Annotated in this window: 19 protein-coding genes; 14 read left to right on the forward strand and 5 right to left on the reverse strand. The window is 41.8% G+C overall.

Features of this window, described 5'->3' with window-relative positions; all coding sequences use genetic code 11:
* Window positions 1–197 precede the first annotated feature (197 nt).
* From KTJ10_RS14395 to KTJ10_RS14405, 3 genes are all read right to left on the reverse strand, one after another.
* Window positions 198–1,481: a ribonucleotide-diphosphate reductase subunit beta gene (locus KTJ10_RS14395; protein ID WP_016802591.1), complete on the reverse strand. Its 1,284-nt coding sequence runs from the start codon at window positions 1,479–1,481 to the stop codon at window positions 198–200.
* 138 nt (window positions 1,482–1,619) lie between these two features.
* Window positions 1,620–1,754 carry a hypothetical protein gene (locus tag KTJ10_RS14400; protein WP_002120013.1) on the reverse strand — a complete coding sequence of 45 codons (135 nt, stop codon included), beginning with the start codon at window positions 1,752–1,754 and terminating at the stop codon, window positions 1,620–1,622.
* A 56-nt stretch (window positions 1,755–1,810) separates the two neighbouring features.
* Entirely contained in the window at window positions 1,811–4,645 is a 2,835-nt protein-coding gene (locus tag KTJ10_RS14405) for a ribonucleoside-diphosphate reductase subunit alpha (RefSeq protein ID WP_057106872.1), read from the reverse strand.
* Between the two features lie 353 nt (window positions 4,646–4,998).
* Here KTJ10_RS14405 and KTJ10_RS14410 point away from each other — a divergent pair, with 353 nt between their 5' ends.
* From KTJ10_RS14410 to bfmS, 3 genes are read left to right on the forward strand one after another with little or no spacing between them, the layout of a single operon-like run.
* The gene (locus tag KTJ10_RS14410) at window positions 4,999–5,181 is read left to right on the forward strand and encodes a hypothetical protein (RefSeq protein ID WP_031945032.1); all 183 of its coding nucleotides are present in this window, start codon (window positions 4,999–5,001) and stop codon (window positions 5,179–5,181) included.
* Window positions 5,178–5,894, forward strand: a complete 717-nt coding sequence (gene bfmR, locus KTJ10_RS14415; RefSeq protein ID WP_000076440.1) for a response regulator transcription factor BfmR — start codon at window positions 5,178–5,180, stop codon at window positions 5,892–5,894. The genes KTJ10_RS14410 and bfmR overlap by 4 nt, the downstream gene beginning before the upstream one ends.
* 32 nt (window positions 5,895–5,926) lie before the next feature.
* Window positions 5,927–7,576 carry a sensor histidine kinase BfmS gene (bfmS, locus tag KTJ10_RS14420; protein ID WP_262442299.1) on the forward strand — a complete coding sequence of 550 codons (1,650 nt, stop codon included), beginning with the start codon at window positions 5,927–5,929 and terminating at the stop codon, window positions 7,574–7,576.
* Between the two features lie 21 nt (window positions 7,577–7,597).
* Here the strand turns inward: bfmS and KTJ10_RS14425 are convergent, their stop codons facing one another.
* Window positions 7,598–7,951, reverse strand: coding sequence for a hypothetical protein (locus tag KTJ10_RS14425; RefSeq protein WP_002120022.1), 354 nt, complete (start codon window positions 7,949–7,951; stop codon window positions 7,598–7,600).
* Between the two features lie 92 nt (window positions 7,952–8,043).
* Window positions 8,044–9,462, reverse strand: coding sequence for a sensor domain-containing diguanylate cyclase (locus KTJ10_RS14430; protein ID WP_262442301.1), 1,419 nt, complete (start codon window positions 9,460–9,462; stop codon window positions 8,044–8,046).
* A 425-nt stretch (window positions 9,463–9,887) separates the two neighbouring features.
* Between KTJ10_RS14430 and ndhC the strand changes: the two genes are divergently transcribed.
* From ndhC to nuoL, 11 genes are all read left to right on the forward strand, one after another.
* The gene (gene ndhC, locus KTJ10_RS14435; RefSeq protein ID WP_002120061.1) at window positions 9,888–10,439 is read left to right on the forward strand and encodes an NADH-quinone oxidoreductase subunit A; all 552 of its coding nucleotides are present in this window, start codon (window positions 9,888–9,890) and stop codon (window positions 10,437–10,439) included.
* A gap of 6 nt (window positions 10,440–10,445) precedes the next feature.
* Complete coding sequence (locus KTJ10_RS14440; protein ID WP_002120034.1) at window positions 10,446–11,123, forward strand: NuoB/complex I 20 kDa subunit family protein; 678 nt, start codon at window positions 10,446–10,448, stop codon at window positions 11,121–11,123.
* Window positions 11,124–11,207: 84 nt separating this feature from the next.
* Entirely contained in the window at window positions 11,208–12,995 is a 1,788-nt protein-coding gene (gene nuoC, locus KTJ10_RS14445; protein WP_002120052.1) for an NADH-quinone oxidoreductase subunit C/D, read from the forward strand.
* Between the two features lie 13 nt (window positions 12,996–13,008).
* Complete coding sequence (gene nuoE, locus KTJ10_RS14450; RefSeq protein ID WP_002120040.1) at window positions 13,009–13,518, forward strand: NADH-quinone oxidoreductase subunit NuoE; 510 nt, start codon at window positions 13,009–13,011, stop codon at window positions 13,516–13,518.
* A complete protein-coding gene (gene nuoF, locus KTJ10_RS14455; protein ID WP_262442303.1) occupies window positions 13,515–14,846 on the forward strand; it encodes an NADH-quinone oxidoreductase subunit NuoF in 1,332 nt (443 codons plus the stop codon). The genes nuoE and nuoF overlap by 4 nt, the downstream gene beginning before the upstream one ends.
* An 11-nt stretch (window positions 14,847–14,857) precedes the next feature.
* Window positions 14,858–17,542 carry an NADH-quinone oxidoreductase subunit NuoG gene (gene nuoG / locus KTJ10_RS14460; RefSeq protein ID WP_014205900.1) on the forward strand — a complete coding sequence of 895 codons (2,685 nt, stop codon included), beginning with the start codon at window positions 14,858–14,860 and terminating at the stop codon, window positions 17,540–17,542.
* Between the two features lie 3 nt (window positions 17,543–17,545).
* Window positions 17,546–18,562 carry an NADH-quinone oxidoreductase subunit NuoH gene (gene nuoH, locus KTJ10_RS14465; RefSeq protein WP_004703499.1) on the forward strand — a complete coding sequence of 339 codons (1,017 nt, stop codon included), beginning with the start codon at window positions 17,546–17,548 and terminating at the stop codon, window positions 18,560–18,562.
* A gap of 18 nt (window positions 18,563–18,580) precedes the next feature.
* A complete protein-coding gene (gene nuoI / locus KTJ10_RS14470; RefSeq protein WP_002120012.1) occupies window positions 18,581–19,123 on the forward strand; it encodes an NADH-quinone oxidoreductase subunit NuoI in 543 nt (180 codons plus the stop codon).
* A complete protein-coding gene (gene nuoJ, locus KTJ10_RS14475; protein WP_014205902.1) occupies window positions 19,123–19,641 on the forward strand; it encodes an NADH-quinone oxidoreductase subunit J in 519 nt (172 codons plus the stop codon). The genes nuoI and nuoJ overlap by 1 nt, the downstream gene beginning before the upstream one ends.
* Entirely contained in the window at window positions 19,641–19,949 is a 309-nt protein-coding gene (gene nuoK, locus KTJ10_RS14480; RefSeq protein WP_000529822.1) for an NADH-quinone oxidoreductase subunit NuoK, read from the forward strand. The genes nuoJ and nuoK overlap by 1 nt, the downstream gene beginning before the upstream one ends.
* Window positions 19,946–21,835, forward strand: a complete 1,890-nt coding sequence (nuoL, locus tag KTJ10_RS14485) for an NADH-quinone oxidoreductase subunit L (protein WP_002120008.1) — start codon at window positions 19,946–19,948, stop codon at window positions 21,833–21,835. Before nuoK ends, nuoL begins: the two co-directional genes overlap by 4 nt.
* The last annotated feature ends 1 nt before the right edge of the window (window position 21,836 follow it).

The raw sequence follows: 21,836 nt of genomic DNA on the forward strand, positions 1-21,836 counted from the left end.
AATTTTTCATTAAACTCATTTAAAATTAATTTAAGTGAGAAAGTGGTAAGGGATATATAAAGAGGCTGGCAATTTAGTAAAATTGGTAAAGCTTTATACATATATGGCCAAGACTCAGCATGTTGAAAAAAGTCTAATAAATACAAGCCAAGAAAAAACCGCTATAGATAGCGGTTTTTTCTTTCAGATGCTTAAACTTACCAGCTCAAAGCACCACCAGTTTGGTAGTCAGTTACGCGAGTTTCGAAGAAGTTCTTCTCTTTACGTAAGTCCATCATCTCAGACATCCACGCAAATGGATTCGTTACACCAGCAAATTGCTCTGGTAAACCTAACTGAGATAAACGACGGTTACAGATGAATTTCAAGTATTCTTCCATCATGCTTGCGTTCATACCCAATACACCGCGTGGCATCGTGTCACGTGCATATTCGATTTCAAGCATTGTACCTTCAACAATCATTTGAACCACTTCTTGTTGGAACTCAGCAGTCCAAAGGTGAGGGTTCTCAATCTTGATTTGGTTAATCATGTCGATACCAAAGTTCAAGTGCATAGATTCATCACGCAAGATGTATTGGAATTGCTCAGCAACACCGTTCATCTTGTTACGACGACCCATACTCAAAATTTGAGTAAAGCCACAGTAGAAGAAGATTCCTTCAAGTACACAGTAGAATGCGATCAAGTTACGAAGTAAGCGTTGGTCGTTTTCAGGTGTACCTGTGTGGAAATTAGGATCAGTTAAAGATTGAGTATATTTCAAGCCCCAAGCTGCTTTACGTGCAACCGATGGAACTTCACGGTACATGTTGAAGACTTCGCCTTCGTCCATACCTAAAGATTCGATACAGTATTGGTAAGCGTGAGTGTGAATTGCTTCTTCAAACGCTTGACGCAAGATGTACTGACGGCATTCAGGGTTAGTAATATGACGGTAAATCGCCAATACCAAGTTGTTTGCAACCAAAGAGTCTGCGGTCGAGAAGAAACCTAAAGAACGCATAACAATAGTACGCTCATCTTCAGTTAAGCCATTTTCAGACTTCCAAAGCGCGATGTCATGGTTCATATTAACTTCTTGAGGCATCCAGTGGTTTGCACACCCGTCAAGATATTTCTGCCAAGCCCATTCATATTTAAATGGTACAAGTTGGTTCAAGTCTGCACGACAGTTAATCATGGCTTTGTCGTCAACTTGAACACGTTGGGCACCCATTTCTAGCTCTTCAAGGCCAGGGGCAACGTCTAAATGTTCTAAGGCTTGAGCGGCTCTAGCCACTGTATCGGAGGCAACTGTTGGTCGCACGGAATGGGTTCCAGCGGATTGTGGAGCTGCCACGCTCGGCGATGATGGCTGCGCAGTAGATACATTCTGCGCGTCAGTCGTTTTTTCCGTGTTGACGGGCGTAGACTTGAGTTCAGGTGCAGCCGGTTTTTGCGAATCATCTTCAAAATCGTCCCAACTAAGGATAGACATTTTTGTTCTCTCTTCGTTGTATATATCTATATTTGACATCTCTTAAACGAAGATGTCCCTACTATACGCTTTTAATGTGTAAACAAAATTAAGTTTTATTGATGCATGACCAAATTTTGGGCCTTTGGTCTCTACTCACTACAACTTATTTTGTTTACGCTGCTGCTTACGTATTGTGATAAATGCGTAAACCATCGGCATATAAAAGAAAATAAAGGCAAAGATTAAAACTCCAACACCAAGCATATAGTTATGGCTGAGATGAGAAAGCATAATCTTTACCTCTTTTAAGGTTGCTCTTTAGTGAAAAAGAGCAATCTTATTGAATGTTATTGGCAAGCTTCACAATCAGGGTTGTCGATTGAACAAGCCATTGGTACAGGAGCTGCTTGAGTAAAGCCTTCTTCTTCAACCGCTGCTTCTGGCTTCTTCGCTTCTACAACAGGGGCAGCAACCGCCGCTGCTTCAACAGTTGCAGGTTTAACTGCGTTTAAAGCACCTGTGTTGATTGTAGATTTTTCAGCAGAAGTTGCACCTAAAGCTCGGAGGTAATAAGTCGTCTTAAGACCACGTAACCATGCCATCTTGTAAGTGATGTCAAGTTTCTTACCATTTGCACCAGAGATGTAAAGGTTAAGCGACTGAGCTTGATCAATCCATTTTTGACGGCGTGATGCAGCATCAACGATCCAACGTGTATCTACTTCAAAAGCAGTAGCAAAGATTGCTTTTAATTCTTCAGGAATACGAGCAATTTTTTGTACTGAACCTTCAAAGTGTTTAAGGTCGTTAACCATTACTGTGTCCCAAAGACCACGATCTTTTAATGCACGAACGAGGTATGGGTTAATAACAGTGAACTCACCAGACAAGTTGGATTTCACATATAAGTTTTGGAATGTTGGCTCAATAGACTGAGAAACACCACAAATGTTAGAGATGGTTGCAGTTGGAGCAATCGCCATCACGTTTGAGTTACGCATACCGTCTTTTTGAACTTTGGCACGTAAAGTGTCCCAGTCTAAACGTTGAGTACGGTCAACTTCGAACATGCGCTCTGGACGAGATTTCGCAACAATTTCTAAAGAGTCGATTGGAAGGATACCTTGATCCCACAATGAACCTTTAAATGTTGAGTAAGCACCACGTTCAACAGCCAAGTTGCTTGAAGTTTCAATCGCGTAGTAGCTAATTACTTCCATTGATTCATCTGCAAAATCAACAGCAGCGTCTGAACCGTAAGCAATACCCATTTCATATAGAGCATCTTGGAAGCCCATGATACCCATACCCACAGGGCGGTGTTTCAGGTTAGAGTTTTTCGCTTGTGGTACAGCGTAATAGTTAATGTCGATAACGTTATCGAGCATACGTACTGCTGTTTTAATAGTGCGAGCTAACTTCTCACGGTCTAACACACCACCTTGAACGTGTTGTACAAGGTTGATCGAACCTAAGTTACATACTGCAATTTCGTCTTGATTTGTGTTCAAGGTAATTTCAGTACATAGGTTAGATGAGTGAACTACGCCAACATGTTGTTGTGGTGAACGTAAGTTACATACATCTTTGAATGTGATCCATGGGTGACCAGTTTCAAACAACATAGAAAGCATTTTGCGCCATAAGTCTTTAGCACGTACTTTCTTGTGTAGCATGTTGGTTTCTTTCGCTACAGACTCATAGTAAGCATAACGCTCAGCAAATTCAGCACCAGTTAAGTCGTGCAAGTCTGGAGTTTCAGAAGGGGTAAATAATGTCCATTCACCATCTTCAAATACACGTTGCATAAACAAGTCTGGAACCCAGTTCGCAGTGTTCATGTCGTGAGTACGGCGACGGTCATCACCTGTGTTTTTACGAAGCTCTAAGAACTCTTCGATGTCTAAGTGCCAAGTTTCTAGGTATGCACACACAGCACCTTTACGCTTACCACCTTGGTTTACTGCAACAGCTGTATCGTTCGCAACTTTCAAGAATGGAACAACACCCTGAGACTTACCGTTAGTACCTTTAATATAAGAGTTCAAGGCACGAACAGGTGTCCAGTCATTACCTAAACCACCAGCCCATTTAGAAAGCATCGCGTTGTCACGCATAGCGCCATAAATGTCATAAAGGTCATCGCCAATCGTTGTTAAGTAACAACTTGAAAGCTGTGGGCGTAATGTACCTGAGTTAAACAGGGTAGGCGTAGAAGCCATGTAGTCGAAGCTAGACAATAAGTTATAGAACTCAATTGCACGCTCTTCTTTATCTTGCTCATTGAGTGCAAGACCCATCGACACACGCATGAAGAATAATTGTGGTAATTCGAAGCGAACGCCGTTTGAGTGAATGAAGTAACGGTCAAATAAAGTCTGTAAGCCTAAATAGGTAAACTGATTAGAACGTTCTGGCTGAATTGCTGCTGATAATTTTTCTAAGTCGAAGTCAAGCAAGTCAGGTGAAAGCAAATCAAGCTCAACACCTTTTTTCAAGAATGCTTCAAGTGCATTGTTTTCAGGTGTATCTGTTGATAAGCCTAAGAACGTTAAACCAGTGCTCACTAATTCGTTACAAAGCAAACGTGCAGTCACGTAAGTGTAGTTTGGTTCTTGTTCAATACGGGTACGTGTAGCCATCATCATTGTTGTGGCAATATCACTTTCTTTTACGCCGTTATATAAGTTTTTAACGGTTTCATCGACAATGGCTTGAACGTCAATACCTTCCAAACCTTCAGCTGCCTTAGAAACAGTTGCTTGCAATGCACTTAAATCAAGTGGCTGAAGCTGACCGTTTTTGTCGGTAACTTGTAAAGTAGGGTGGTGGTTTGAGTTCGTTTGCTGACGAGCGCTAGCACGTTGTTCACGGTAAATCACATAAGCGCGGGCAACCTTTTGTTCCCCAGTACGCATTAAAGCAAGTTCTACTTGATCTTGAATTTCTTCAATATGGATCGTACCGCCCGATGGTAAACGGCGAGTAAAAGTATTTAAGACCATTTCCGTCAACTGGGTAATACGGTCATGAATACGGCTAGAATCCGAACTCTGTTGACCTTCCACAGCAAGAAAAGCTTTACCAATCGCAACTGAAATTTTCTCTGCATCAAATGCAGCAACATCTCCAGTGCGCTTAATCACCTGAATTTGACCGGGAGTCGAAGTAATTACGCTCATGCCAGCATAGCTCCATTGTCACTTTTGTTATGTTCATAGACCGTTTGAACCGAGCAAAAAACATGCCACGATATTTGAGGGATAAACACAAGACTTAGTAGTTAAAGTTTATTTTCAACACAAGATACGGGATTTTTCATAGCAGATCAATCTTGACTTTTTAGTAATTTTTTATCTGTATGATTTGATGGGAGATAGCATAGCAAAGCTGTTAAAAAACGCTTATAGATAACTTTGTGGATAACTCAAAAAACAAACACTTAAATAAATTTAAACTAAACAGAGAAATAATTTGTTTAATATTCATACATTGGAAATATGAATAGAATATGAAATTTAATAACAATAAATAAATCTTAAAAACACGTGAAAATTCAAAGGTTAATAAAATGCAACAAAATACGATGGTCATGTATCAGTTTGGTGAACGCCTACTTGTTTACAATGTAAACGTGTGTATATTGCAAATGATAAACGAATGTATCTGCAAGATTTTTAAGATGCATGAAACGAGATTTATAGGGGCAATGATATGAGCCAAGAAGAAAAGTTACCAAAGATTCTGATCGTTGAAGATGACGAGCGCTTAGCGCGATTAACTCAAGAATATTTAATTCGCAACGGTTTGGAAGTTGGTGTAGAAACTGATGGTAACCGTGCAATTCGTCGTATTATTAGTGAACAGCCAGATCTAGTAGTCTTGGATGTCATGTTGCCGGGTGCCGATGGCTTAACAGTTTGCCGTGAAGTTCGTCCACATTACCATCAACCGATTCTGATGTTGACTGCACGTACAGAAGACATGGATCAGGTACTTGGTTTGGAAATGGGCGCAGATGACTATGTTGCTAAACCAGTTCAACCACGTGTTCTTTTGGCGCGTATCCGTGCACTATTACGTCGCACAGATAAAACTGTAGAAGATGAAGTCGCTCAACGTATCGAGTTCGATGACCTTGTAATTGATAATGGCGGTCGTTCTGTAACGCTAAATGGTGAACTTGTTGACTTCACTAGCGCAGAATATGACCTATTATGGTTGCTTGCATCAAATGCTGGTCGTATCTTATCGCGTGAAGATATCTTCGAACGTTTACGTGGTATCGAATACGATGGTCAGGACCGTTCAATCGACGTCCGTATTTCACGTATTCGTCCAAAAATTGGTGATGATCCTGAAAATCCAAAACGTATTAAAACAGTACGTAGTAAAGGTTACTTGTTCGTTAAAGAAACCAATGGGTTATAAGATCGGAATAAACTTCCTATAAGGTTGGTCGAGTGTTTAAACACAGTATATTCCTGCGAATATATGCGGGACTGGTAATTCTTGTTGTTTTGGTTGCTGTCTTTGGTTATTTGCTTGTACAAATTATCAATTATCAACGGGCACAAGAATACCGAGAATCTTTAACTGATGGTATCTCTTATGTCATTAGTGAGGGAGTCGCTCGACAACCGGGGAAACAACAGAAAATAGACTGGGTTTCAGATGCATCGGATTTATTGGAACTTCCAATTTACTATACTGATGCAAGCAAGGTTGAGTTATCTCGTACCGAGAAAAAACGAATCGAAGCTCAAAAATCTGTTGTACGTTACGATGCCAGTAATAGTATTGCGTATATCATTATTGGCTTGCGTGACGACCCTCAGCACTTTTTATCTATAAAAGTCGACAAAATTAGTGAGCGCCAAATGAAGGCTCTCCCTATTTTTGTATTGGATTATCTAATGTTTTATCCGGGGCAAGAACCAGAATATCTTGCCAAGATTCAAAAGCATTTTTCCTACCCAATTAATATCTACAATATTCAAGACATTAATCTGGACTCTGAACAAATTGGTCGGTTACGCCAAGACCAAAGCGTCATGTTGTACAAAGACAGTGCAACAGTCCGCGGTACAACCATTTCAATCGTCTCTCCAATTCCGAATCAGCCTACACGGGTTCTCGTGCTTGGACCGGTTCCGATGTTTAACTGGATGCCTTTGCAGCTTTCAGCAGGGATTACCTTATTTAGCTTATTTTTGCTGAGTCTAGGTGTTTATGGGTTGATCTTGCCACTAGAGCGTAAAATTCGCCAAGTACGTTATGCATTAAACCGTATGAAGTCTGGTGATTTGTCATTGCGTGTTCCTATTGAAGGAAGTGACGAAATGGCAAACTTGGCATCAAGTTATAACAATATGTCTGATCATATTCAGCGCTTAATCGAGGCTCAGCGTGAGTTAATGAGAGCCGTATCTCATGAGCTTAGAACGCCTGTTGCCCGTATTCGCTTTGGTACAGAAATGTTGGCGGAAGAAGATGATTACAATCATCGTATGCATCAGGTCGATATGATTGATAAAGATATTGAAGCACTCAATACTTTAATTGATGAAATCATGACTTATGCAAAACTAGAGCAGGGTACACCTTCACTAGATTTTGATGAAATTACTTTATTTGATGTGTTGGATCAGGTTGCGGTCGAAACCGAAGCTTTAAAAACGCAAAAAGAAATTGAACTGGTTGCTCCTCCACTTTATGTAAAAGTAGATGCTGAGCGTCGTTATTTACATCGTGTTGTTCAAAACTTAGTGGGTAACGCGGTTCGTTATTGCGATAATAAAGTTCGGATTACCGGTGGTATCCACAGTGATGGCATGGCCTTTGTTTGTGTTGAAGATGATGGCGCAGGTATTCCTGAACAAGACCGTAAAAGAGTATTTGAAGCTTTTGCCCGTCTAGACGATAGCCGTACGCGTGCGTCGGGTGGTTATGGTTTAGGGTTGTCTATCGTAAGCCGTATTGCCTATTGGTTTGGCGGTGAAATTAAAGTGGATGAAAGCCCAACTTTGGGTGGTGCTCGTTTTATTATGACATGGCCAGCAAAACGCTTTAAACAGCCTCCTTTAAAAGCCAATAAAAAAGCACCTTCATAAGGTGCTTTTTTATTAATCTACTTATAGTTGGGTTGCATCTGGTTCCAAAATAGGTTTTCCGCTTCTTAAGCTGGTTAACGCATCGGAATTAAAATCGATCAGTAACGAATTGTTTTTTGCATCAATCTGGTATTTTTGAATAAGAGGTTGATCTCCATTAAGCGTTTCTATTTTATATTCATCTGCAATATGCAAAATACCTTCTAGGTTTGTTGTCGTTGACGCAAAATCCTGTCTAAATATTTCATAGACATCCCGTAAGTCAAAAATTGCATTGTTGGCATCTGGATGTTTGTGAATATAGCTTTCTATATGTCGCACCAGTAATTGTGCAAACAAGTAGTAGTTTGGTTTATGCGTATATTCTAGAGTCATGCATTTTTCTCCTTATTATCTGTTATTAGCATACATGGCAAAACACAGGTTATTGTATAAAATTCATTACACTAGATGATGAAATGAAAAAATTATAAAGAGATAAACACTCGATTACGTCCTTGGCGTTTTGCTTGATATAGAGCGTCATCTGCTTCTTTAAATAAATTTTCAATCGCTCGATGGGACGATGGGGAATATAAGCTTATGCCAATACTCACCTGTATGAAAATTGGTAATTTCCCATAAATATAAATCGGTTGCTGGCTAATTTTAATTCGAATTTGTTCAGCCAGTTCAAATGCACTTTCTTTAGTGGTATCTGCAATAAAAATGGCAAACTCTTCACCTCCAAAACGGCCTAATAAATCGTGGGGATGCAAAATATTTTGTATAGTGGTGACACAAGTTTGTAGCGCACGGTCACCGATTTGATGGCCATAGTTGTCGTTAACTTGCTTAAAGTGGTCGACATCAAGCATGAAAAAAGCTGAGGTCTTATTTTCTTTTTGTACTTTTTCTTGAAGTAATCTGACCGACTGTAAAAACTGGCGTCGAGTCAGACTTGAAGTTAGTTCATCATGTGCAATGGCATGTTGAAGCTTTTGAATTAACTCTGAATGCAAAACACTAATGCTAGAAACCGTAAGTGGGGCAATCGTCATCATAATTAACCCAATACGGATTGAGATCGTATTGCTGAGATATTCGTTTGGATAGAGCAAAAGGTAATGTCCAGAGACATGATAAATAATATAAGCACTGGTCAAGCTAGTAATGAGTGCAACAATAATAGGTTTGTAGCGAATAGCACACCAGATCAGGGCAGCAATCGGGTAGAGGAGCGAACCCGGACCAGAGTCATAATAGCTAGCAGCAATCGAAATAAGCACGGCTCCAAAAGGTAAAAGGTCGCTTGGTTGTAGGCTACGATTTCTTGAAAAGTAATGTTTAACCTGATTATATTGAGGGATGTTCAATATGATAGGTAAAAGAAGTAAGGCATTTTGCAGTTCTGAAGTAAACCAGTAACCAAACTCATCCAACAAGCCACCAATCATAAATTTGTTATTAAACATAGGCACGAAAGTTGCTGCAAACAATGCACCTACTACGCTACCTATTCCGCATAATCCAAATAAAAAAAGGTAAGAATAACCGCGATAGGCCGCCTTAATATGTTGATTAAAAAACATGTAGAGCGCAAACGTAGTAACAACATAAAGAAAGTTTGATGTTGTTAAAACAAGTGTGAGAGCAAATGGAGTGCCCTGAAATAAGTCAGCAATCACATATCCTATATAGGCACCTAAAAATGCGCTTGGTTGGCGTGTGATTGGAAAACGAATAAGCAATCCGAGCAAAACCGAATTGGCAGGCCAAAAGAATGCAAGAAAACTTAAAGGGCGAGATGCGATGCCAATCAAACAACATGTCGCAATAATGAAGCTAAATAGGAGAAAAAATTTTAAAAAGGAGAGAAATGAAAATTCACGAAGTGAGTATGGCATCAGCTGCCCTTAATGATAAATACTCTTATCCAAGAGTAATAAAATATTATGCATGATTAAACATTCATCATAATTCAGAGGAGAAGCTGAATACAATAAAAAACAAACTAATATTATAAAAAAGTAAGTTATAAAAAGTTAATAAGCGCTTCAACTGTGTAAATATTCTAAAATTAAAAAATGAAAAAAATCATCATAAACAAAGAAACTATTAAATAAACCGATTATGTGCTGTGAAACCCCCCTTACAACACATAGATGAATAGTTTTGTCTAGAAAATCATCCGAAAGACTAAGACGCTTCAACTAGCATGGGAAATTAGAAATCAGGTACAATTGGCGGGATTAATTTTGTGTTTGGTGTATTTGAAGGCCAATACATACATTCTTTGTTAAATAATAGGCCTGCCAGGAGTTATCCCCGCATGAGTGCCATTACTCCATACGACTGGGCGATTATCGCCTTCGTGATCGGCGTTACATTTCTTTGCGTCTTTATGCTCACAGTTCCCTTACTCCTCGGGGGGAAATCGTGGGGACGTGCTAAGCAAGAGCAGTTTGAATCAGGTGTCGTGAGTGCTGGTGGCGCTCGCATTCGCCTGTCTGCAAAGTTCTATTTAGTTGCAATTTTCTTTGTTGTCTTCGACTTAGAGGCACTTTACCTCTATGCATGGTCTACTTCTGTGCGTGAAGTAGGGTGGTTGGGATATACCACTGTGGTGATCTTTGTCGTTGATTTATTGATTGCGCTTGTTTATGCCTTCTCTGTAGGTGCTTTAAGTTGGTCACCAGCAGATCGCCGTAAATCAGCAGGTGAAGCGGTTAAAATCGGTTCACCAACAATGAACATTGCTGAAATTACACGCTTTAATTCTATTGAAGAGCTCGTAACTGACCCTACAGGCCAGATTCCAGCTCAATCATCAGGTCGTGTTAAGTCAAAAACTACACCTGCATTGTCATCTGAAAAGGAGTAAGTCGGGATGAAATATACTCTGACCCGCGCGAATCCGGATGCTGATCAATACCCATTGCAAGAACGTCAAATTGTGACGGATCCGCTTGAAGAGGAAGTGAATAAAAACGTATTCATGACTCGTTTAGAGGATGTCTTGCATACAGCAGTAAACTGGGGACGTAAAAACTCTTTGTGGCCATTTAACTTTGGTACCTCATGTTGTTACGTCGAATATGCAACGACCTTAACAGGTGTGCATGACTTGTCACGTTTCGGTGCAGAGGTTATCCGTGCTTCACCTCGTCAGGCTGACTTGATGATTGTTGCAGGTACCTGTTTCGTAAAAATGGCACCAGTTATTCAGCGTCTGTATGAACAGATGTTAGAGCCTAAATGGGTCATCTCGATGGGTGCTTGTGCAAACTCTGGAGGTATGTACGACATCTATTCAGTAGTACAAGGTGTAGACAAAATTATTCCTGTTGACGTGTACGTCCCAGGTTGTCCGCCTCGTCCTGAAGCATTAATTCAAGCTTTAATGCTTTTACAAGACCAGATTCAATTAGAGCGACGCCCGCTTTCTGCCGTGATCGGTGATGATCTTCAGCCAGTGTATAAGCCAAAGATGATGCCAGAACGTGATCGTAAGAATGCAGAGCGTATTGCCGTTAAAAACTTACGCTCTATGGATGAGATTAAATAATTTTTTGACGGTGTTTTGACATATCTAACTGATATGTTCATCGAGAAAATTGACAGAATTTGTATTAAATAGGAAGCCAAGCCAATGGCTGAAACTGACATTGCTATGCCAGAGTCAACAGCAGTTGATTCACGCCCAGCATTTGCAATCGTAGAAGAGCTCAAAACCAAATTTGGTGAGAACTTTTACGTGCAGGCGACTTTTGAAGAGTTTCCAACAGTCTGGGTCGAGCGCGCACGCGTGCAAGAAGTCCTTATGTTCCTGCGTAAAGTGGAACGTCCGTATGTAATGCTGTTTGACTTATCTGCGATGGATGAGCGTTTACGTGTTCATCGTGATGGTTTACCAGCATCTGACTTCACTGTGTTCTATCATTTATTATCGCTTGAGCGTAATAGTGACATTCGTATCAAGGTTGCCTTGAACGAAAATGATCTAAACATTCCGACAGCGACAAATATCTGGCCAAATGCCAACTGGTATGAACGTGAAGCTTACGATATGTTCGGTATCAATTTCGAAGGGCATCCAATGCTCCGTCGTATTTTGTTGCCAACCTATTGGGAAGGTCATCCGCTTCGTAAAGAATATTCAGCACGTGCGACAGAATATACGCCGTACATGCAAGATAAAGCGAAACAAGACTTTGAACAAGAACACTTACGTTTTGTGCCGGAAGACTGGGGTCTTAAGCGTGGCAACGCTGATGAAGACTTCATGTTCTTGAACTTGGGTCCTAACCATCCATCTGCACATGGTGCGTTCCGTGTTGTATTGCAGTTAGATGGCGAAGAAGTGAAGGACTGTGTACCTGATATTGGTTATCACCACCGTGGTGTGGAAAAGATGGCTGAACGTCAAACATGGCATTCTTTCATTCCTTATACTGACCGTGTTGACTACTTAGGTGGTTGTGCTCAAAACATGCCGTATGTGATGGCTGTAGAGCAAATGGCAGGCATTAAAGTTCCTGAGCGTGCACAAGTTATTCGTGTCATGTTGAACGAATTGTTCCGTATTAATAACCACTTGTTATTCTGTGGTACGGCAATTCAGGATGCTGGCGGTATGACACCAGTATTCTATATGTTCGCAGACCGTCAAAAAGTTTACGACATTGTTGAAGCAATTACGGGTTACCGTATGCATCCAGCATGGTTCCGTATTGGCGGTACAGCACACGATCTTCCAAACAACTGGCAAAAGCTTGTTAAAGAATTGCTAGAGTGGATGCCTAAACGCTTAAACGAATATTACACAGCGGCTTTGAAAAACTCTGTGTTTATTGGTCGTACGCGTAATGTTGCACAATACGATGCCAAATCTGCACTCGCATGGGGTGTAACTGGTACTGGTTTACGCGCAACAGGTATCGATTTTGACGTACGTAAATATCGTCCATACAGCGGCTATGAAAACTTCGATTTTGATGTGCCGGTTGAGTATGAAGGCGATGCATACGCACGTGTGCTTGTTCACTTCCGTGAAATTACCGAGTCGCTAAAAATTATTCAACAGTGCTTGGATAACATGCCTTCTGGTCCATACAAAGCGGATCATCCATTGGCTGTTCCACCACCGAAAGATAAGACATTACAAGATATTGAAACCTTGATTACGCACTTCTTGAGCGTTTCATGGGGTCCTGTCATGCCAGCGGGCGAGTCATCATTTATGACTGAAGTGGTTAAAGGTGCAAGTACTTACTACTTGACTTCAGATAAAGCGACCATGAGTTATCGTACTCGTATTCGTACACCGACGTTTACTCACTTACAGCAAATGCCTTCAGTGATTAACGGAAGTTTAGTATCTGACTTAATCATTTATCTGGCGACCATTGACGTGGTTATGGCTGACGTGGATCGCTAAGAGGTAACACATAATGATGATTTTGACTGATAAAAAACCACGTGTGAATGTCGAAGGGATTTTGACTGCGGAAGAAATTCACGAAATCGAACATCACATTGGTCACTATCCATACCCTCGTGCAGCCTCTTTGGATGCATTGAAGTGTGTACAGCGCCGTAATGGTTGGGTAGATGACGCTCAAATGAATGCCATCGCACAGTTGTTGTCGATGAGTGTTGCTGATTTGGAAGGTGTTGCAACATTTTACAACCGTATCTATCGCCATCCGGTAGGTCGTCACGTAATTTTGCTTTGCGACTCAATTGCGTGCTTCTTAATGGGTGCAGAAACTCTTGCTGAAGCATTCCAGCGTGAATTAGGAATTCAGTATGGTCAAACGACACCAGATGGTCGTTTTACACTGCTTCCAATTTGCTGCCTAGGCAACTGCGACAAAGGCCCAACTTTAATGATTGATGAAGATACTCACGGTTTAGTAGAAGTGACATCAATTAAACAGTTATTGGAGAAGTATGTATGAATACTGAACCAAAACCAATTTATGGCGACGGTAATCCAGAAACTCATCCGCTTACTTGGCGTTTAAGTAAACAAGAAGCGGTACGTAGTGCTGATGATTACGAAGCACTTGAAGGTTATGCTGGCTTTAAAAAAGCATTGGGCATGAAACCTGCTGAAGTGTTAGACGTCATTAAAGCTGCAACTGTAAAAGGTCGTGGTGGTGCGGGTTTCCCAGCAGGTATTAAATGGTCATTGATGGCACCAAATGATGGTGGTCCACGTTATTTGATCTGTAATGCCGACGAAATGGAACCGGGTACCTTTAAAGACCGTTTGTTGATGGAAAAACTTCCACATCAATTGATCGAAGGGATGTTAATTGCGGGTTATACCTTAGAAGCAACTCAAGGTTATATCTTTATCCGTGGTGAATACATCGAAGCTGCTCAATATCTAAATGAAGCGTTAGAACAGATTCGTGTTAAAGGTTATTTAGGCGAAAATATCTTAGGTTCTGGCTGGAATTTTGATCTGCATGTACATACGGGTGCAGGGCGTTATATCTGTGGTGAAGAAACTGCATTGATTAACTCGCTTGAAGGCCGTCGTGCTAACCCACGTACTAAGCCACCGTTCCCGCAAGTTGCAGGAGCATGGGGCCGTCCGACGATTGTGAACAACGTTGAAACTTATAACAACTTGCCAGCAATCATGCTTCGTGGACCAGAGTGGTATATCGGCTTGTCAGCGGGTAAATCAAAAGATCCAGGTACTAAAATTTATGGTGCATCGGGTAAAGTTAAATTCCCGGGTCTTTGGGAATTGCCATTTGGTACAACTGCACGTGAAGTAATTGAAGATCATGCAGGTGGTATGCGTGAGGGCTTAAAGCTCAAAGCATGGTTACCAGGTGGTGCTTCAACTGACTTTTTACCAGCAGATACCATTGATTTACCAATGGATGCAGACACGATTATGAAAGCAGGTTCTCGTTTGGGAACATGTTTGTTAATGGTGGTAGATGAAACCCAATGCATGGTATCGCTCACTCGTAACTTAGAAGAGTTCTTTGCGCGTGAATCATGTGGTTTCTGTACACCATGTCGTGATGGTTTGCCATGGGCTGTTAAAGCGCTTAAAGCACTTGAAGCAGGCGAAGGCAAGAAAGAAGATATCGACCATTTACAAGAACTAACTCGTAAATTATGGATTGGTAAAACTTTCTGTGCCCACGCACCAGGTGCGATGGAGCCGCTTATGGGCGCACTCAAACATTTCCGTGGTGAGTTTGAAGCGAAAGTGACGAATCGTCCTGTCGTGCAAACCAGCAACGTAGAACAAGCTTAAGGAATTCGACTATGGCTACAATTCATGTCGATGGAAAATCGTATGAAGTCAACGGCTCGGAAAACTTGCTACAAGCATGTTTGAGTCTGGGCATCGACATCCCATATTTTTGTTGGCATCCATCCTTAGGTTCGGTTGGTTCTTGCCGTCAATGTGCTGTTACGCAATATGCGAATCCAGAAGATACGCGTGGTCGTTTAGTCATGTCTTGCATGACACCAGCATCTGACAATACCTATATCTCAATTGAAGACAAAGAAGCAACGGATTTCCGTGCATCTATTGTTGAATTTTTGATGACCAACCACCCACACGACTGTCCAGTTTGTGAAGAGGGTGGTCACTGTCATTTACAAGATATGACTGTAATGACAGGTCATGACCGTCGTCGCTATCGTTTTACAAAACGTACGCATTACAACCAAGAACTTGGCTCATTCATTGCGCATGAAATGAACCGCTGTATTGCTTGTTACCGTTGTGTTCGTTACTACAAAGACTATGCGGGCGGTACAGATTTTGGCGTATATGCCAATGCATCTCGTGTTTACTTTGGTCGTCCGGAATCAGGTACTTTAGAGTCTGAATTCTCTGGTAACTTGACTGAAGTATGTCCAACAGGTGTATTCACTGATAAGACTCACTCAGAGCGTTATAACCGTAAGTGGGACATGCAGTATGCACCAAGCGTGTGTCAAGGCTGTTCTTCTGGCTGTAACATTTCTCCGGGTGAACGTTATGGTGAAATCCGTCGCGTAGAAAACCGTTTTAATGGTTCGGTTAACCAGTACTTCCTTTGTGACAAAGGTCGTTTTGGCACAGGTTATGTGAACCGTGCAGACCGTCCACGTCAGCCTCAGTTCCGTAATGGTGAAACTGTTGCAACTGTTTCTGTCGATCAAGCTCTCGATCAAGCGATTGCTAAGCTTCAAGGCAAAAAAGTTTTGGGTATTGGTTCTCCTCGCGCAAGCTTGGAATCGAACTACGCATTACGTGAGCTTGTAGGTCAGGCAAATTACTCAACTGGTATTGCACAAAAAGAGCAAAAGCTTGTTGAACTTGCTGCATCTATCATGCAAACCGAGGGTATCTACAACCCGAATATGCGTGAAATTGAAAGCTATGATGCTGTTCTGATCTTAGGTGAAGACCTAACTCAAACTGCACCTCGCATGGCATTGTCTGTTCGCCAAGCTGCGAAAAACAAAGCGCGTGAAATGGCTGCAAAAACACGTACACCAGATTGGTTAGCTGAGCCTGTACAACGTATTGGCCAAGAAGCAAAATCTCCGGTTTACATTTTAGCTGCAACTCAAACTCGTCTTGCTGACGTTGCAACCGGTGAAGTGGTTGCTTCTCCAAATGACATCGCACGTTTAGGCTTTGCAGTTGCTGCGGCAGTGAATGGTGAAGTTGTAAGTGGTTTAGATGAAGATGCAAAAGCATTTGCTCAAACCATTGCCGACACTTTAAAAGCAGCAAACAAACCATTAATTATCGCGGGTACGAGTTTGCAAGACGCTTCTATTATGGAAGCTGCAGCACAGTTGACTCAGAACCTAGGTTCTAAAGCTGGTTTAAGTCTTGTAGTTCCTGAAGTGAACTCTATGGGCTTAGCATTGTTCGGTGGTTTAAGCCTTGAACAAGCATTTGCTCAAGATTACGACACACTTGTTATTGTTGAAAATGACTTGTTCCGTCGCTTACCAGCTGCTCAAGTACAAGCTGCATTAGATAAAGCTGAAACAGTAATCGTGCTTGATCACAGTGAAACTGAAACTGTGAAACAGGCTGATATCGTTCTTTCAGCAGCAAGCTTTGCAGAGGGTGATGGTACTGTTGTAAGCCAAGAAGGTCGTGCACAGCGTTTCTATCAAGTTTACGATCCAAGCTACTACAAACCTGAATACGCAATTAAAGAATCATGGCGTTGGTTACATGCCATTGAAACTGGCATTAAAGGTAAGGCTGTAGATTGGACATTACTTGATGATGTAATTGAAAGCATCGTGAAAAATGTACCAGTACTTGAAGCTATCCAAGATGTTGCGCCTGATGCAGGCTACCGTGTACATGGCTTGAAAATCGCGCGTGAACCACGTCGTTATTCAGGTCGTACAGCAATGCGTGCGCCGTTATCGGTTCATGAACCTAAACAGCCTACTGATCCAGATTCAGCATTAACATTCTCAATGGAAGGTTATGTGGGGCCGCAAAAAGCATCATCATTAGTACCATTTGCATGGGCTCCGGGTTGGAACTCTCCACAATCTTGGAACAAATACCAGGATGAAGTCGGTGGTCACTTAAAAGGTGGTGATTCTGGGGTTCGTTTATTCGATCGCTTGGCAAAACGTCCTGCACGTAGCTACGTTGCTCCAGTGCCAGTAGTTGCAAACCCTGAAAGTTTCCGCTTAGTACCAATGCATCATATTTTTGGTTCTGGTGAATTCACGATTAAAACACCTGCAATGGAAACTCGTATTCCTGAAGCTGTGTTTGCAGTGGGCGAACAAGATGCAACTCGTTTAAACCTTCAAGAAGGTCAACGCATTACAGTAAAAGCAGGCGAAACGACTGTAAGCTTGCCTGTACAAGTAATTGAATATTTACCTACAGGTTATATTGGTTACCCAGTTGGTTTAGCACCAATGGTGTCACTAGCTGAGCCTGTTTCAGTGGCTTTAGGAGTGTAATTCATGAATCAAGAAATTATACGTCAAACGCCACTTTGGGCTGAGAACTGGCCGATTGCTTACGCTGTCGTTCAAGCAGTTGTAATTTTGCTTGTTGTTGTTTTAGTTGCAGCATTGATGTCTTTTATTGAGCGTCGTTTACTTGCTTGGTGGCAAGACCGTTATGGTCCAAACCGTGTTGGTCCTGGCGGTATGTTCCAGATCGTTGCCGACATGCTCAAGATCATGTTCAAAGAAGACTGGACCCCAAAATTTGCTGACAAACTTACATTCCGTTTAGCACCAGCTGTTGCAATGGCAACAGCGGTTCTTTCGTTCATGGTAATCCCGGTGAGTCCTTCACTGGGTGTTGCCGACATGAGTATCGGTTTATTGTTCTTCATGGCAATGGCTGGTATTGCTGTCTACGCAGTTTTATTTGGTGGCTGGGCATCAAATAACAAATACTCATTACTTGGTGGTTTACGTTCAGCAGCTCAAACCATTTCTTATGAAGTGTTCTTGGGTATTTCATTGATGGGTGTAGTTGCAATTGCAGGCTCATTTAACCTTCGTGAAATTGTTGAAGCACAACGTGATGTTTGGTTTGTCATTCCGCAATTCTTAGGTTTCTTGATTTTCGTAGTTGCTGGTGTTGCGGTAACTCACCGTCATCCATTTGACCAACCAGAAGCAGAACAAGAATTGGCAGAAGGTTACCATGTTGAATATGGCGGTATGAAATGGGGTATGTTCTTCGTTGCTGAATATGTCAACGTGGTACTGATCTCTGCATTGATCGTGACTTTATTCTTTGGTGGCTGGTTAGCGCCATTCAATTTAGAAATTCCATTTGTTCCACCAGTATTCTGGTTTGTGATTAAAACAGCATTCTTTGTAATGATGTTCGTATTGGCACGTGGTTCTTTAATGCGTCCACGTTATGACCAAGTCATGAACTTTGGTTGGAAAATTTGTTTGCCATTGGCGTTGGTCAACTTGTTAGTGACTGGTGCTGTGATTCTGATGAATCAGGCCTAGGACAGCAGGGAGTACAAAATGTATAAATTTCTAGCTGGATTCGGATCAATTGTACGTACGTTACTCATGGTGTTTAGCCATGCAACGCGTAAACGTGACACGATTTTATATCCAGAAGTTCCGGCTGAACAGATTGTGCCGCCACGCTTTCGTGGTCGTATTGTATTAACGCGTGACCCTGATGGGGAAGAGCGTTGCGTAGCATGTAACCTATGTGCAGTTGCATGTCCGGTTGGCTGTATCTCACTACAAAAAGCAGAAACAGAAGATGGTCGTTGGTACCCAGAGTTTTTCCGTATCAACTTCTCGCGTTGTATTTTCTGCGGTATGTGTGAAGAAGCTTGTCCAACAACTGCGATTCAGCTCACACCAGACTTCGAGTTAGGCGAATATGTACGTCAAGACCTTGTTTATGAGAAAGAAAACTTACTCATTTCAGGTCCAGGCAAATACCCAGACTACAACTTCTACCGTGTAACGGGTATGGCAATTAACGGTAAAGAGAAAGGTCAAGCACAAAAAGAAAGTGCACCAATCGATGTACGGAGTCTATTACCATGATGTGGCCGTTTTATTTGATGGCACTCGTGGCCATTGTTTCTACGGTTCGTGTAGTGACTAACACGAACCCTGTACACGCTCTACTTAGTCTAATTGTTTCATTGCTTGCTGTTGCTGGTATTTTCATGATCGTGGGGGCACCTTTTGCAGGTGCTCTTGAAATCATCGTTTATGCCGGAGCAATTATGGTTCTGTTTGTCTTCGTGGTGATGATGCTTAACTTAGGTCAACACACCGTTGAACAAGAACGTAAATGGCTTTCTTCAGATGCTTGGGCATATCCAGCACTCATGAGTTTCTTGCTCGGCTTGCTTTTAGTTTGGATGCTTGGTGGTGAATACACCACTATTTCAGCACCGCTTGGGGCACAAGTGATTGGACCAAAAGTAGTTGGTCAAGCACTCTTTACTCACTATTTATTATTGGTTGAAGTTGCCGCGATGTTATTGCTAGCAGCCCTTGTTGCAGCATACCACTTAGGTAAACGTGAACCAGGTGCAGAAGAGGAAAAAGAATAATGGGCCAGATTCCTTTAGAACATGGTTTGATTGTTGCAACCATCCTTTTTGCACTCGGTTTTTACGGTGTAATGGTGCGACGCAACCTATTATTTATGTTAATGAGCCTTGAAATCATGATGAATGCTGCAGCATTGGCATTTGTTCTTGCGGGTAGCGTATGGGCACAACCAGATGGACAAGTGATGTTCATCCTGATTTTGACCCTTGCAGCAGCAGAGGCATGTATCGGTCTTGCGATTGTCCTTCAGTTCTATCATCGCTTCCATCATTTGGATGTGGATGCTGCTAGTGAGATGCGCGGATGAGTTATTTATATCTAACAGTATTATTTCCGCTAATCGGTTTTATTTTATTGGCGGCGGGACGAGACAAACTCTCTGAAAACGTTGCAGCAGTTATTGGCGTGGGTTCTGTAGGTTTATCTGCATTATTTGCACTGATTGCTGGAATGGCATTTACCACAAGTGGTCAACAAGTTTTTGTTCAAAACTTGTGGACATGGTTCAATGTTGGCGGTTTTGCGCCGGGCATTAGCTTACATTTAGATGGCTTATCTTTACTCATGATGGGCATGATCACGGGTGTTGGTTTCTTAATCCACATCTTTGCTTCATGGTACATGCGTGGTGAAGAGGGCTATGCGCGTTTCTTCTCTTACTTCAACCTGTTTGTTGCAAGCATGCTTGTGCTTGTATTGGGTGACAACTTGGCGTTGTTATTCTTGGGTTGGGAAGGTGTAGGTCTTTGCTCTTACTTGCTGATCGGTTTCTATTATGCAAACCCTGCAAATGGTTGGGCAGCGATCAAAGCGTTTACAGTGACCCGCGTTGGTGACGTATTCTTGCTTATTGCTTTATTCTTGCTTTACCAACAATTTGGTACGCTTAATACTCAATACATCGTTGAACACGCAGCTGAAGTAATGACGAAGAGTTCGTCACTTACAATTTGGACTGCATTAATGTTGTTCTTGGGTGCTGCTGGTAAGTCTGCTCAAATTCCATTGCAAACATGGTTGGCAGATGCGATGGCAGGTCCAACACCTGTTTCTGCATTAATCCACGCTGCAACAATGGTAACGGCTGGTGTGTACTTATGCTGTCGTCTATTCAGCGTATTCGAACTTGCTCCTGAAGTGATGCAATTCATTTCAGTAACAGGTGCGGTAACTTTGTTAGTTGCAGGTTTTGCTGCACTTGTACAAACAGACATCAAACGTATCTTGGCTTACTCAACAATGAGTCAGTTGGGTTATATGTTTATGGCTGTAGGTGCGGAAGCTTATCAAGCTGGCTTGTTCCACATGTTGGCTCACGCATTCTTTAAGGCATTATTATTCTTGTCTTCTGGTGCGGTTATTCTGGCTTATCACCACGAGCAAAACATTTTCAAAATGGGTGGTTTGTTCAAACGTAACAAATTCCTGTTTGCTTGTTTCGCGATTGGTGGCGGTGCGTTAGCAGCGATTCCATTCTTGACTATTGGCTTCTTCTCTAAAGATGCGATTCTTGGTGAAGTTTGGGTACAAGGTCAATCAGTTGCTTTATACCACACCTTATATTGGGTGGGTGTAGCAGGTGCATTCCTGACTTCAATCTATACATTCCGTTTAATCTGGGTTGTATTCTTTGGTCAAGAAAATACGCCTTACCATGAAATTAAAGGTGCAACTTACTGGGCTCCATTGGGTATTTTAGCTGTATTGTCTACTTTTGTTGGTGCGGTATTAAAAGCACCGGTAGCAGGTATTCTGAATACTGCAAAAATCCCTGAATTCCATGTCGCTGAACAATTTGTAGAAGGCATGCATGGGGCAGAGCACTTAGCAGTAGGTATTGCACTAGTTGGTCTTGTTGTTGGTATAGCATTATTTACATTTGCTTATGGTGCAGTGAAATCATTCGCTCAAACAAGTTTGGGTTCAGGTTTGGCACATATTTGCCGTACTGCTTTTGGTTTTGATGCATTGTATGACATCGTTTTTGTTAAACCTTATTTATTCTTCGCCAAAATCTTTGGCCGTGATCCGATTGACGGTTTGTGGTTAGTTCTTCCTGCACTCGTGAAAGGCGGAAATAGTTTTACAAGCTCACGTCAAACAGGTTCATTGCGTGAATACGCATCAAGCATGTCACTCGGTGTAGTGGTGTTATTGATGATCTTGATCGTTATTCAGGTAGTGGGGAAATAAA

Origin of the sequence: Acinetobacter sp. WU_MDCI_Abxc222 (assembly GCF_025514755.1) — a bacterium.
GTDB lineage: Bacteria > Pseudomonadota > Gammaproteobacteria > Pseudomonadales > Moraxellaceae > Acinetobacter > Acinetobacter geminorum.

Excerpts from the sequence above, each read along its gene's own strand:
- KTJ10_RS14405 (WP_057106872.1), bottom strand. The coding sequence starts at position 4,645 with ATGAGCGTAATTACTTCGACTCCCGGTCAAATTCAGGTGATTAAGCGC.
- KTJ10_RS14425 (WP_002120022.1), bottom strand. The coding sequence starts at position 7,951 with ATGACTCTAGAATATACGCATAAACCAAACTACTACTTGTTTGCACAA.
- nuoC (WP_002120052.1), top strand. The coding sequence starts at position 11,208 with ATGGCTGAAACTGACATTGCTATGCCAGAGTCAACAGCAGTTGATTCA.
- nuoE (WP_002120040.1), top strand. The coding sequence starts at position 13,009 with ATGATGATTTTGACTGATAAAAAACCACGTGTGAATGTCGAAGGGATT.
- nuoK (WP_000529822.1), top strand. The coding sequence starts at position 19,641 with ATGGGCCAGATTCCTTTAGAACATGGTTTGATTGTTGCAACCATCCTT.
- nuoJ (WP_014205902.1), top strand. The coding sequence starts at position 19,123 with ATGTGGCCGTTTTATTTGATGGCACTCGTGGCCATTGTTTCTACGGTT.
- KTJ10_RS14430 (WP_262442301.1), bottom strand. The coding sequence starts at position 9,462 with ATGCCATACTCACTTCGTGAATTTTCATTTCTCTCCTTTTTAAAATTT.
- nuoG (WP_014205900.1), top strand. The coding sequence starts at position 14,858 with ATGGCTACAATTCATGTCGATGGAAAATCGTATGAAGTCAACGGCTCG.
- nuoH (WP_004703499.1), top strand. The coding sequence starts at position 17,546 with ATGAATCAAGAAATTATACGTCAAACGCCACTTTGGGCTGAGAACTGG.
- nuoI (WP_002120012.1), top strand. The coding sequence starts at position 18,581 with ATGTATAAATTTCTAGCTGGATTCGGATCAATTGTACGTACGTTACTC.
- nuoF (WP_262442303.1), top strand. The coding sequence starts at position 13,515 with ATGAATACTGAACCAAAACCAATTTATGGCGACGGTAATCCAGAAACT.
- KTJ10_RS14400 (WP_002120013.1), bottom strand. The coding sequence starts at position 1,754 with ATGCTTTCTCATCTCAGCCATAACTATATGCTTGGTGTTGGAGTTTTA.
- nuoL (WP_002120008.1), top strand. The coding sequence starts at position 19,946 with ATGAGTTATTTATATCTAACAGTATTATTTCCGCTAATCGGTTTTATT.
- KTJ10_RS14440 (WP_002120034.1), top strand. The coding sequence starts at position 10,446 with ATGAAATATACTCTGACCCGCGCGAATCCGGATGCTGATCAATACCCA.
- KTJ10_RS14395 (WP_016802591.1), bottom strand. The coding sequence starts at position 1,481 with ATGTCTATCCTTAGTTGGGACGATTTTGAAGATGATTCGCAAAAACCG.
- bfmR (WP_000076440.1), top strand. The coding sequence starts at position 5,178 with ATGAGCCAAGAAGAAAAGTTACCAAAGATTCTGATCGTTGAAGATGAC.
- ndhC (WP_002120061.1), top strand. The coding sequence starts at position 9,888 with ATGAGTGCCATTACTCCATACGACTGGGCGATTATCGCCTTCGTGATC.